General features: G+C 28.8%; 14 protein-coding genes. 3 read left to right on the forward strand and 11 right to left on the reverse strand.

Annotated elements, in window-relative coordinates:
* Window positions 1-81: IS3 family transposase (locus K0040_RS21155; protein ID WP_331476281.1), on the forward strand; the 81-nt coding region annotated here is incomplete at its 5' end.
* Between the two features lie 87 nt (window positions 82-168).
* On the opposite strand, the gene K0040_RS18555 is transcribed toward K0040_RS21155, so the two are convergent.
* The 6 genes from K0040_RS18555 to K0040_RS18580 form a co-directional block, all read right to left on the reverse strand.
* Window positions 169-2,169, reverse strand: a complete 2,001-nt coding sequence (locus K0040_RS18555) for an oxidoreductase (protein ID WP_331476368.1) — start codon at window positions 2,167-2,169, stop codon at window positions 169-171.
* A gap of 114 nt (window positions 2,170-2,283) precedes the next feature.
* Window positions 2,284-3,081 (reverse strand): MerR family transcriptional regulator, encoded by a 798-nt coding sequence (locus K0040_RS18560; RefSeq protein WP_228110215.1) that lies wholly within the window; start codon window positions 3,079-3,081, stop codon window positions 2,284-2,286.
* A 122-nt stretch (window positions 3,082-3,203) separates the two neighbouring features.
* Window positions 3,204-3,839 (reverse strand): type 1 glutamine amidotransferase family protein, encoded by a 636-nt coding sequence (locus tag K0040_RS18565; protein WP_228110216.1) that lies wholly within the window; start codon window positions 3,837-3,839, stop codon window positions 3,204-3,206.
* Between the two features lie 77 nt (window positions 3,840-3,916).
* Window positions 3,917-4,879: a helix-turn-helix transcriptional regulator gene (locus K0040_RS18570; RefSeq protein ID WP_228110217.1), complete on the reverse strand. Its 963-nt coding sequence runs from the start codon at window positions 4,877-4,879 to the stop codon at window positions 3,917-3,919.
* 239 nt (window positions 4,880-5,118) lie between these two features.
* Complete coding sequence (locus K0040_RS18575) at window positions 5,119-6,378, reverse strand: 4Fe-4S dicluster domain-containing protein (RefSeq protein ID WP_228110218.1); 1,260 nt, start codon at window positions 6,376-6,378, stop codon at window positions 5,119-5,121.
* A 306-nt stretch (window positions 6,379-6,684) separates the two neighbouring features.
* On the reverse strand, window positions 6,685-7,035 hold the full coding sequence (locus K0040_RS18580) for a GIY-YIG nuclease family protein (RefSeq protein WP_228110219.1): 351 nt from the start codon (window positions 7,033-7,035) through the stop codon (window positions 6,685-6,687).
* Between the two features lie 577 nt (window positions 7,036-7,612).
* On the opposite strand from K0040_RS18580, the gene K0040_RS18585 reads away from it, so the two are divergent.
* Window positions 7,613-8,077 carry a hypothetical protein gene (locus tag K0040_RS18585; RefSeq protein ID WP_228110220.1) on the forward strand — a complete coding sequence of 155 codons (465 nt, stop codon included), beginning with the start codon at window positions 7,613-7,615 and terminating at the stop codon, window positions 8,075-8,077.
* Between the two features lie 175 nt (window positions 8,078-8,252).
* On the opposite strand, the gene K0040_RS18590 is transcribed toward K0040_RS18585, so the two are convergent.
* From K0040_RS18590 to K0040_RS21555, 5 genes are all read right to left on the reverse strand, one after another.
* Window positions 8,253-8,432 (reverse strand): hypothetical protein, encoded by a 180-nt coding sequence (locus K0040_RS18590; protein WP_228110221.1) that lies wholly within the window; start codon window positions 8,430-8,432, stop codon window positions 8,253-8,255.
* A 31-nt stretch (window positions 8,433-8,463) separates the two neighbouring features.
* On the reverse strand, window positions 8,464-8,628 hold the full coding sequence (locus tag K0040_RS18595; protein WP_228110222.1) for a hypothetical protein: 165 nt from the start codon (window positions 8,626-8,628) through the stop codon (window positions 8,464-8,466).
* 398 nt (window positions 8,629-9,026) lie between these two features.
* Window positions 9,027-10,349, reverse strand: a complete 1,323-nt coding sequence (locus K0040_RS18600) for an FAD-dependent oxidoreductase (RefSeq protein WP_228110223.1) — start codon at window positions 10,347-10,349, stop codon at window positions 9,027-9,029.
* A gap of 289 nt (window positions 10,350-10,638) precedes the next feature.
* On the reverse strand, window positions 10,639-11,352 hold the full coding sequence (locus tag K0040_RS18605) for a (Fe-S)-binding protein (RefSeq protein WP_228110224.1): 714 nt from the start codon (window positions 11,350-11,352) through the stop codon (window positions 10,639-10,641).
* A 43-nt stretch (window positions 11,353-11,395) separates the two neighbouring features.
* Entirely contained in the window at window positions 11,396-11,617 is a 222-nt protein-coding gene (locus K0040_RS21555; protein WP_369123747.1) for a helix-turn-helix domain-containing protein, read from the reverse strand.
* A 539-nt stretch (window positions 11,618-12,156) separates the two neighbouring features.
* Between K0040_RS21555 and K0040_RS18610 the strand changes: the two genes are divergently transcribed.
* On the forward strand, window positions 12,157-13,038 hold the full coding sequence (locus K0040_RS18610; protein ID WP_228110225.1) for a DNA-3-methyladenine glycosylase family protein: 882 nt from the start codon (window positions 12,157-12,159) through the stop codon (window positions 13,036-13,038).
* Window positions 13,039-13,329: the final 291 nt, after the last annotated feature.

Below are 13,329 nucleotides of genomic sequence, written 5' to 3' on the forward strand. Positions count from 1 at the left end.
TACAATAATTATAGATGTCAATGGAATTTAAAAAAGCTGACTCCTAATAAGTATAGAAGTCAACTTTTAATGACGGCTTAGCCAGTCGTTTTTTCTAGTGTCCTTGACAAAGGGTCCATTTTAATATTTTTTAGTAACTACTTTGATCTTTAATTGTTTATAATATTATTAAATATTTCTTGCTACTTCATATGCATCCCAGATAGCGTACATAATATTTTGTACTTTATTAGCATCCCCAATCATTCTTACTCCTGGATGTAAAAACTTAATTTCATCATATAATGATTTTTCAGAATTATATCCTATAGCAAGTATTGCTGAGTCTGATTTTATTATTTCTTCTTTTCCATCCACTTCAATAACAAAACCATCTTCTATCGATTTTAAAATTTTAGCACCACATTTTACATTAATTTTCTTAAAATCAACTAAGTCTTTTAACATATCATGATTTGCATGACATAAAGGACCTCCAACTTTCAATATATCATCCATCATTTCAACAATAGTTACATCTTTTCCTTGATCTTTTAACCATAGGGCAGTTTCACATCCTACTAAACCACCACCTATAATTATAGTTGACTGTCCAGCATCCTCTTTTTTAAGTAGTACTTCCTCAGCTGTAAATACCTTTTTAGGTCCTTCTATAGATAATTTTCTCGGTCTAGATCCTGTTGCTATAATTACTGTGTCTGCTTCGTAATTTTTAACAGTTTCTGCTGTAGCACATGTTTTAAAATCTATTTTTACCTCAAGTTTTTCAAGTTCTAACTCATACCACTTCACAAGAGCAAGGTCATCTTCTTTGAAATCTGGTGCTCCTGCTGGAATTAAATTTCCGCCTAACCTTTCAGACTTTTCTATAAGTACCACATTGTGACCTCTTAGTGCTGATACCCTTGCAGCTTCACATCCTGCAACTCCACCACCTATGATTAGTACTTTTTTCTTTTCATCTGCCTTTTTAACTTCTAGCTCTTTTTCTCTACCACAAGCTGGGTTAACTGCACATGATATATTTGCATAAGTCTGTAATCTTCCCATACAACCTTCTTGGCAAGAAAGACAAGGACGAACACTTTTGTAATCATCTGCTAATATTTTATTTGGTATTTCTGCATCTGCAAGTAGTGGTCTAGCAAGACCTATCATATCAGTTTTGCCCTCTAAAATAGCTTCACTAGCTAAATCTGGATCTTCCATTCTTCCCGCACTAATTATAGGAACATTTACATTGTTTTTAAGTATTTCATTGTAAGGTAAGTATAATCCCTTTTCTTGATACATAGGTGGATGACTCCAGTACCATGAGTCATATGATCCTACATCTGCATTTAGGGCATCATAACCTGCATCAACTAGTATTTTAGCTGCTTCAATTCCTTCTGGAATATCACGTCCCATCTCTTGAAATTCTTCATTTGGTAGTCCACCTTTACACCAGTCTTTTATAAAACTTTTAATACTATATCTTAAAGATACTGGAAAATCTTCTCCACATCTCTTTTTAATCTCTTGTACAATTTCACATGCAAAACGTAAACGATTTTCTAAACTTCCACCATATTCATCAGTTCTATTATTAAATAATGCAATTGCAAACTGATCAATTAGATACCCTTCATGAACAGCATGAATTTCTACACCATCAAATCCTGCTTTTTTTGCGATTTCTGCTGATTCTCCAAACTTTCTTACATATTCTTTTACTTCGGCATTTGTTAACTCACGACACGTTACACCTTTTAAAAATCTATGAGGTATTGGTGAAGGTGCTACCGCCACATCTCCTACTATTGACGGAATACTAACACGTCCAAAACCTCCAGATAGTTGTAAAAATATTTTAGAGCCATAAGCATGAACACGTTCTGTCATAGCTTTTCCTCTAGTAATAAAACTAAGTGGATTAATAGTTGGACAAGGCATAGATGGTAGTGCACATTTTTCAATATCATTCTCAACCATAGTTACCCCAGTCATGATTAGTCCAGTTCCACCTTTGGCACGTTCTACATAGAACTCTTCTCCTCTTTCATTGAAACTCCCATCAGGATTACATAATCCCCCTGGCCCCATTGGAGCTAGTACAAATCTATTTTTTATCTCCAAATTACCAATTTTTATTGGCTCAAATAAAACTTTATACTTTTCTTGCATCATATTATCCTCCCCTAATACTAAATTTGTTTTGTAGTGAATCACTATCTAACATTCAGTATAGGATATGAAGTAACTTTATCTGCAAGTGTATTGTTAATTTTTTATTAATGTATATTATTTTATGGGTATCCATAGCTCAATGTATGTATGTAATTTAGCAGGTTTCTCTACTTCCACAATCAAAATTTTCCCTATAATATCTCCTGCTATTTCCAACCCTCTAGACTTTGCATAGCTCAGTCCTTTCTCAAATACCACATTTGGATTTAAGGTTAGTTCATCATCTACCCTTTGTATTGTATGCAAACAGGAAGTACTTTCTAGTATTTTAATATTTAAATCCATTGGCAAATTTAATTCATTTGCTTTGTCATCTAAAACAATATATCCAAAGTTGCTACAATTATTTTCCATATGTTTTATAACAGCTAATTGTACTGTTGGCATTGCTTTTACCCATTGGTGAACTACTTTTTGTGATTCTCTATTTTTTGAAATCCAACCGCATTCTTCATCATAAAAAAACAATATTTTAGGTAATTTATCAAATTCATATTTATCTAATAATTCATCAATAAGATAAATACTATTCATATTTTCTTCCATTGATTCTGCCAACTCTTGATAATATCTAGCTTTTTCATATGCTTGATTTTTGAATTCTTCCATTCTTTCTTTAATAATAAGACGATTGTTTTCTTCTCCACTAAACTGTTTAACTATCATCTTCATGGGAATTTCCATGTTTTTATACTTGGTATAAGATAAAAGACGAAACACATCAACCACATTATAATAACGATTGCCGTTTATTTCTTTATTAACTTTAATTAAATTTTCTCTTTCAAAATATCTAATAGCACTTGTTGTAACTCCTAATAATTCAGCTAAATCGGTTATACTATATTTCATTTTAAAAATTTCCTTTCTACCTAAAGTTACTTTATGTATTTTTATCCATTGGACTATTAATCAAGTCATATATTTATTTTATCACACCCAATATATGGTATAGAAAGGAATTTCATTTATTTTTAGCCGTTTTTTATTTCTTTCATTAACTCAAAAAAATATTTTGATTCATGAGTCTTATAAAGATTTAACCATAAATTTAATACTTCTGGTTTAAAAACATTTAACAATCTTAATACCTCAACTGTAAATTCTAAGGGGGCTATACCTGAAGCTGTAACTAAATTTTTATCATTTACTGCAACTTCTCTCTTATAATACGTTTCTCCATAATAATTAGGTACTGTCATTTTAAGATATTCCAAATCATTACTTGTATGATATGATGAATCTAATAATCCCTTCTTTGCTAGTCCTAGAGTAGCACCACAAATTGCTGCAACTAAAGTACCTTTTTCCAAAGCTTCTTTTGCTTTTTCTAGTATGGGTTCGTGAACTTCCCATGTCCAAGTTTCTCCTCCTGGTAAAATTAAAACATCTTCACTATGAAGACTACACTCATCCATAGAAATTTCTGCTATTACTCTCAATCCCCCCATTGTTGTTATAGGGTCTTTATCAATTCCTACTGTAATTACATTTATTGGATCTAACCCCTTTTTAAAATATCTTCCTGTGTTTAGTCCTGCAGTCAAATATCCCACTTCCCAATCTGACATAGTATTAAATACATAAAGATATGCTTTTCTAATTTTCATAATTTCCACTCCTTTTAAGTTAATTAGTATAACTTATTATAAAATAACTTCACTGACATATTGCGTCAGTGAAGTTATTAAACTTGATAATATTCTATTAACTCCTTTAAAGCTTCAATCATTTTTTCCTTCAATTTTAGTGGTTCAATTATCTCAATAGACTTTCCATAAGGTATAATCAAATTAGGTACATATTTATAAATTACTTCTTCTTGAAGTAAAAATATTACTTCATTTGAGTTTCTTTCTTTAATACGATGTGCTAAAAACCAGTTCTGACATAAATTATCCAGAGCATTTCTTTTTCCTCCTATAATTAAAGGTCTAAGACCTTTCTTGTCTTCTTTATACTCCAGTAATGTTTTCATAAAAAATTTACTAGAAGAAAATGGTTCTGGAGGATTGAAAGCAATTTGTGTATCTATAGTACTAATAATTCTATCTACTCTAAAATTACGAATTTCATTTCTCAAATGACAAAATGCTACTAAATACCAATTATTATTCCAGTAAACAATCCCATATGGATCAATAAGTCTTTCTTTTACTTTTCCTTCACTACCAGTGCAATACTTAATTTCTACTGATAATTTATTTACTATATTATGTTCAAGTTTTTTTAGCAATGACTCTACAGAAGATTTTCCAATTGGTTTTATTACTTCAAATCCTGCTAAATGTTGATTTAGAACTTTTTCTTGCTCTTGATTTGAATACATTTTTATCTTTGACGTTGCTTTATCTAATTCCTCATTAAAAAAATAGCCAGCTTCTTTTGCAAGCATAGCAGCATGAAGTAATGCTGTTTGCTCTTCAATGTGAAAAAAGAGAGGTGCTTCAACAAAATTATTCAATAATGTGTACCCTCCATTGTGACCTGAATCAGAAATAATAGGAACACCACTGGCACAAAGTGTATCCATATAACGATAAACAGTTCTTATATTAATTTCTAGTTTTTCAGATATTTCTTTTGCAGTCACCTTTTTATCTGAACTTAACATCCACAAAATTAACATCATATTATCAATTTTAGCCATGGCATTTCACCTCTTTTATAATATACACAAGCATAATACAGTTTATAAATTTATTATATTTAATTCATTCTCTCATTTCTACTTACATAAAAAATACATTGATAAACTTATCAATGTATTTTCATGGTAAATATATATCCTATCGAAACTCTCTAACATTTTGCTAATATCAACTATATTCTATAAATTCCATATTGTCAATAAACTGAATTTCATATTTAAACATAACAAATAATCTACTACTTAATATTTAATAATCGGTCTAAGTATATTGATTTAACTTGTTCATTTGCTAAAGCTCTCTTAGCTGGAGGTAATTTTAGTATTGCAGATAGTATAGCTGCCATTACCCTATGGCTATTTAATGCCTTATTATCAAATATAAGTTCTTGTAATTGTCCTTTTTCTATGGCCATTAGAACTACCCTATGGACTGAGTTTGCAGGAGTTATTATTTTTTCTTTTCTTTTCAAAAGTATTATGCTGCTTTTGGGGCAATTTCTAGCACAAACTCCGCATCCTAAACAAACTTCCTCATCAATTTTGATTGTGTCTTTATCATTTTCCTTTATCTTACTTATTGCTCCTATAGGACATGCTTTTACACATTTTCCACACCCTATACAAGAATCGTAATTAATATTTGGTATGAAGCTAGTTGTTGATACTGGGTGCATATTCCCAAATTTTCTAGCTGCTAATAATGCTTCACAACAACATCCACAGCAGTTACATATAAAACTTACTCCCTTTCTTACATTTTCACCACATTGAACTAAATTATGTTCATATGCTTGATGTAATAATTCTTTACACTCAGAAGCATCTATTCTTCTTGCATAGTTGTATTTTATTAAAGAATTTGCTGTTCCATTAAAAGTCATACATATGTCCATAGGAGCATCACAACCTTTGCCCACATGTTTCATTTTATGCCTGCAATAACACATTCCTACCCCTATATGCTCAGCTTCTTCTATTATGTGTGTGGCTCTTTCATAATCTAATATAGTGACTTCGTTATCACTACTTAATACTTCTTCTTGAACAAAAACTCTTCCTAATTTTGTTTCTGATAAATAAAATAAATCCTTTATAAAATCCTCTTCAACATTTAGATATTGATAATAGAGTTCTGATAAAAGTTTCTGATCAATATCATTTCTAGTTCTCATCAAAGCGAACTCTATAAATCCAGCCATTGGTGGAGGAAGTATATATTGTTTTCCCTTATCATCTTCTATATCTAGTAAAATTGCTTTACTAGCAAGTGTATCTAGAACTTTTAATGCTTCATTTTCACTTACGCTCCATATACTAGCAGCCGTTTTTACTCTAAAGGCTTTAATTGGTAATTGAGCAACTAATTCCGCTTCTTTTTCTGTAAATAACATAGCTAGTATTTTGTACAAAGTTTTTGATGGAGGGGCTCCTTGGGGAAATCTGTTTAACCTTTCTTCTAAACTTTTATATCCATTTTTTGAACTTATATGCGACACCTATATCACCCTTTTATTTATTATCTAAATTATTGTATAAAACAAATAATCTCATTTTACATTATGTAACTATTACTGTTTTTTTATAATAGTATATGAGATTTATATATTAACAAATTACTTGTTTAAACAAAAAAATGGCCACCCCACTATTTTAGTTGTAAAGTCCTCTTGATTACAGCATCTAGTGCGAATTAGCATATCGTGCAGGAATATCTAAATCTCCTCCAACTTTGTATGGTCCACATAAATTTATTGTCAGCACTTTATTCAAATTTAGTTTTGCAATAACTTAATATTCTATTTCTATATTTCCTCCACATTTTCTTCTGTAAATCTATCTTTACACATTTCTCTTAGTATTTTTAATTCTTCACTATAGTCTACTTTACTTTCGTCCTTATCATATGGAAGTATCTCTATTGTTTTTATCTCAAAATTCTCTTCTTTATTTTCATTCCAGTCTTGTTGCAGTTTTTTACATTTATGACTGTTAAGCTTTAATTTAAATTTATCTCCATTTATAGTTGCCTTTATATTTTTATCATAACCTAAATAAACAGTATTTGTTTTTATAGACTTAAACATATATACACCCATCTCTGGCTTCATTTCTTTATATTGTTGTAACAATTCTTTTTTCTTTAATTTATCCATAATTCATCACCTCTTTTATTAGTATTCTCTACACCTTTTCTTACCTAAAATCTATTTTTTAATTTATTAACGCATATATATTATTACTTTATTTATTAATTTATATCATTTCAACATACTAATCAATCTACGCTCCGTAGAACTTTATTCTACAAAGAGTATATTAATGTAAATGATGACTCTATCTATTGCAGTTTATCATGTCCCTACAAATATATATCATGTTGGATTATTATTAAAAAGTTATAATAATACATAAATCAACTGGCTTGAACAACGACTATAGTCTTAAAAATATATAGAAGGCTTTTTTAGAATTTCTATATATTCTACTTGTTCTACTCTTTCAAGTCTTTCATCAATAATTTCCTTTGCTTTATCTTTGAATTTATTAGTTACCTCAATGAAACACTCTTACAATTATTTTACATTTTTTCTATAGAGTTCATTATATTTATAATAGCTTAAAAACACAATAATAGTTTGAAAAAATGAGTATTTAAATTAAGTATGATATATATAAATATAGGGCAACATTAGAATAAATAGTCATTAAAAAAGGAGCAGACATATATATATGATTAAAAAATTAATTATTATCATTTTAGTTAGTATTTTTATGGTACCTTTTTCTTCTGAACTTGTACATGCACAAGAGAAATGCTATCCCAAAGTGGAAAATTTGCAAGGTAAAGATAAATTAATATCTGAGTTAGCTGAGTTAAAACGAATTCGAGAAAATATGCGTACAATTAATATTACAGCTGATTTAAATTCAGAAGGTTTAAAGCGTGCAAATCAACATATAAACGCATATTTGACAGAGCTTAATTCAGTGAGAAATAATTTAGCAAAACACAGGATTAGTTATGAAAACTCTTTTGCTGATTTGTATTTTTCGGAAGAAATTCAATTTATAGCCGATAGTTATATAATAAGTTTAAGACAACAACAAAATTTATTGAAACAGTTAGAAGCAAATAACATTGATGCAAACTATTATTTGAATCTGATTATCTTACTCCAGCATACTACTATGTAACATTAGGAGATCGAATGTATGCATATATAGATGATTATTTTTCTATCTTATAAAAAATCATATTGAATTATAGACTACCTCAAGTTTATATAGATTAAGTTTATATAAGCTTGAGACTATTAATAACTTCAGGAATTGCCTTTTTTAACAATAACTCATAAAATTCTATAATATCTTAGGTATTGTTTTTATTAACTCTAATCAAACTTTGTAAGATAAGTCCATCGATAGTAGCTAATAATACAGAACTTAACGCATTTACTTTGGACATAGGAATATCCTTATAAGTTAAAATTAACAACTTTGCAACATCTATCACCCAAGTATTATATTTATCTATCGTTTTATTCTTCATTTACCTTTATTCCTAAAACAGTTAAGGATAATTAGATTTTATTTTCTGATTCTCTTTCAAATCTATCGATAAAACTTTCCAATACATTATCTAAAATATCAGAATTCATGTATTCAAACTTTATGGTTTCATTTTTGCGATATTCTTCTAGAATTTTATTTGTGACATCTATAAAAATTGTATCTGCTAAGTTCATTTTCCACTTTCGACATACTAGCCTTTATAGTGTATCTTTATTTATAGTATGTATTGTCATCTCTCTTTTGAATTTCTATATAAGTAATATTAGAAATCTTAACTTTACAAGCATGGTTTTTTCGTTTATAGCAATTTAACTTCCTTTATTTTTATTAGTGTTTTTCTTCATGTTATTATTGATGTTAACATATTTTTAAATTAACAAAAAAATACATTGATAACTTTATCAATGTATTTTCGTGTATTTCAATGGTGGAGACGAATCGCATCAATCATATCCAACATTTATATTTGCACTTTTCTACATAATTTTTACTACAGGGTCGTTGAAAGAAACGTCGTTTCTTTCTTCCTAAATAATACATATTTATACTGACTTTTTGTTATAAATATATATTATTTAATACTTTGTTTAAAGTTAAATATATTACAAGGATCATACTTACGTTTTACTTCTTCAAGTCTATATTTATTTTCACCATAATACTCGTACATGTATTTTTTAATAGGGTAATACGGAAAATTAATATATGATCCTTCCGTAATATAGTAAATATCGTCAATATTATATTCTATCCAATTTTTATTGATTTCTTTATAACAATTATTTTTAAATATTGTTTCAATGAGCAATATATAAAAGCTATCTCTATAATAAAAAGCTGTATCAAATTTATCCACTTCACTTACTTTTCCACCCAATCCATACAAATTTAAATTAATTTCTTCACTGCCTCTAGGTCTTGGTTGGTTTATTATCTCCACTAAATTCTGTAATGTGCAATAATCATAGTATTGTTTAACAAATCCTGAATAGCTCTCAAAATATTGATACTGAGGATATACAAAACCTAGTAAAAGTACAGCCTGTAAGAAAGAAACATAATTATATTTTAACTTAAACCCTTTAATTTTTCTAAATGGTTCTAATAATCTATATAATTCATCTGGTGTTCCATATAAAAGTCCTCTACAGTTTATATTGATTCCATTGGCTACCGAGTTAGATATGCTTCCTCTCATGTTAATTTCAGGCACAGCATTAGTAATAAAATGCTGCCAAACATCTAAAAATTCAATTTGAGTATATTTACTCGGATTTGAAATGCTAAATTCAAATTTAGTTACTTTCTCTACTTTTAGAGGTAGTTCAAATGTCATAGTAACAACTACTCCAAAATTACCTCCTCCTCCACCTTTACATGCCCAAAATAAATCTGAATTAGTACATTTATTTGCTGTTATTAATTCACCTTCATAGTTTACCATCTTCAATTCCAACAAACTATCACATGTAAGGCCGTATTTTCTACTTGAGTATCCCCATCCACCTCCTAAGACTAGTCCACTTATGCAAACTGTTGGACAGGCACCTCCTGGAAATGGGAATCCCATTCCACCTAGAAAGGTATAGAGTTGCCCTAGTTTAATTCCATTTTGTACTGTGAAAGTACTTTTTTCATAATCTATTTTTATGCTATTTAAATTGCTTATATCTATAACAGCCACACCATTTCCTATTGAAAATCCCTGATAATTATGACCTCCGCCTCTTACTCTTATTTCTAATTTTTTTTTCACACTATGAACTACAGCTTTTTGGACATCTTCTATAGACGTACAGTATATGATTTCCTCTGGGTATTTATTTATAGCTCTATTCCATACTAGTCTAGCTTGATTATAATACTCATCCGCAGGAGTTATTATTTCTGCCATTTTCATCACCTAAAATTTTTTTGATTTAACATAATACATATAAGTATTATTTATATATATGCTATTTTTATTATTTTGTGATATTTTTCGACATTGTAATTGATTATTTATTTTAATTTTAGTCAATAAAAAACACACTAATTATTATAATCAATGTGTTTTCGTAGATTTCAATGGTGAAGATTTCATTCCTTTGGGCATCTTTTACAATAAATTTGTGACTTGCTTTATAAGGCAACTAGTTTTATTTCGTATATTTGCCTAAATATTTAAATTTTTCAAGTTAATTTTAATGTGCTTCAATATACTTTTCTAAATCATCATGGTATATTCTAAGATTTAATTCTTGAGGTTCTGTTTTTTGATTTAATACCAATTCTAACATATGATGAGCCGTTTTTCCCCCTATTGTCATAGATTTAATACAAGAAACACAATACACAACTACATCTTCGCATGGCATTTGCTTAGCACGTTCCTTTTGCTTTTTATGTATTTCTCCTATAGGTAGTGTTGGATAATAACTGTCTCCACAACAAATAGATTTTGTTTTACTAAATTCTGAATCAATAACTTTGATGTTCATTTTTTCTAAAAGATTTCTAACAGCACTGTGCACTTGAGGTTTAGGTCTATATGCACATGAGTCTTGCACGGATACCTCCAGGCCTAAATAATCGGGTAATGATAAATTTTCAATATTATCTAAAATTTCCCAAATAGATATTGTTTGTATACCTTCATATAGGGACCTAAATCTTTTATCGCAACCCGCACAATTATTTATAATTGTAGATCCTTGTGGTAATTGTGGATTATGATGGCAACAAAGGCTGTGCATTTTAACTGTGCCAAAATATTGGTTCAATATTTTTAAAATTTCATTTCCTGCATGGGGCTTATATACATTCATAGCACAACCTGGATTAAAATAACATTTATCCATATCAATATCTTCTATTTTGATGCTTTCCAATATAGTCTTACTCATTTGATTACTCATATTTGTATTTCCTTTCAAGTTAAATTAGAATTTTTGTTATTTGTCATACTATTACAACGACTTGTCCTTCTATATACCATAGGAGATATTCCAACCCTTTAAAAAAACTGTAAAAAGAGGATAGCCCTCCAAAACCAACGGAATATACAATATCAATAATCGCATCATCTGCTGTTTTTAAAAGAAATTTTACTTCTTCTAAGCGTAAATTTGCAATATACTCAGTAAGCGTAATTCCATATTCTTCTTTGAAAATATCTGCTATTCACCTATCACTTATACCTATATTTTTAAGTTTTTTATCAAGTATATGCTTCTCATTCCACATTTCATCCTCGGTTTCTATCACCACCTTTTAATATTCTTAGGTTTAAAATCACGCATTTCGTAAATTGAAACAGCAGCAATTTATCACAATTTCTCAGATGCTCTGTTTATTTTTTTCCATATACAAAGTACAAAATATCATTCTCCTATGAGAAAATTATAGCATAGGTGTGATGTGACATTCTTCTACAATTTGGACATTCAATTATAAATAGAAATCAAAATTAATCATAATTCAGTTGGTAAATCAATTTCTGACGTAAATACTAAGTTACCTATTTCGTACGAAATCCCAAGTTCTTTTAGACTTGGAGTTTATAAATATCTAAAGAAGCCAAATTTAGTAACTTAAAATATTTATATATTGGATTATTTATCTTGTATTTCCATATATCTATACTTCAAATCTTAGCTCGCTTGTATTATATTTATATGTTATATAACTATATTTAACTAACTATTTAGGAGGTTCTTAATATGATAATTTATGAAAATTCAAGTGCAGTTGTAATCGAAAATGTTAAAGATTTTGATATACATCATATATTTTCCAGTGGTCAAAGTGTTAGATGGAAAAATCAAAAGGACAACTCGTACATTTGTGTAGTGAAAGATAAGATTATAAATATTTCTCAAATAGATGATATCCTTTATTTTAAAAATACTAATTTAGATGATGTTAAAAACTTTTGGGTTAATTATTTTGGACTTGATGTTAATTATTCCATAATAAAAAAAGAGATTTTAAACATATGTCCTAACTTATCTCATATTATAGATTTTGGGTCTGGCCTTAGAATTCTTAATCAAGATGAATGGGAGACTTTAATTACGCTTATACTATCTGCCAATAACTCTATGCAAATGCTTGAGAAGGTAGTTGATAACCTATGTTCTCGTTATGGAGATTATATAGGCGAATACGAAGGAGAAAAATACTACTCATTCCCCACTCCTGACAAGTTATCGTCTCTTTCATTAGATGAACTTAGAGAGTGTAAGGTTGGATTTAGAGATAAGTATATAAGGTCTACATCAAGAGTTATTTATAACAATGATATTGATCTATATAATCTAAACAAACTAGATACCAAATCATGTCTAGATAATTTAAGACAACTAAGTGGTGTTGGCGAGAAGGTCGCAGATTGTGTTGCAATGTTATCAATGAAAAAATATGATGTATTTGCCGTTGATGTATGGATAAAAAGAATAATGGAAGATATATACTTTAGTAACAAAAGTAATTCGGTGAAGGAAATCAGATCATTTGCTGTAGATAAGTTCGGCGATTTATCAAGTTTTGTTCAGCAGTATTTATTTTTCTTTGCAAGACAAAATAAAGTAGGAAAATCATAATTTATGTATAAAATGATAATAAGTTTAAAATATTCTAATTTTTAATTAGAATATTTCCAAAGGGGTAGGATTCCTACTAAATTCATTATTTTTATCCTAAAAAGAGTGTGTGAAAAAAACTCTGTAAATAACAAAATTCAACAGCTTTCTATGATAATATTTAATTATTATGGGAAAAAGAAAACAAAAGCTTAGCGAAGGAAAAAGAAATATCATAGCAAATTTAATTGAAGAGTATGATATTCAAAGCGCTGAAGATATACAAGAAGCCTTAAAAGATCTACTTGGCGG

This window comes from Terrisporobacter petrolearius, assembly GCF_020748185.1.
Lineage (GTDB): Bacteria > Bacillota > Clostridia > Peptostreptococcales > Peptostreptococcaceae > Terrisporobacter > Terrisporobacter petrolearius.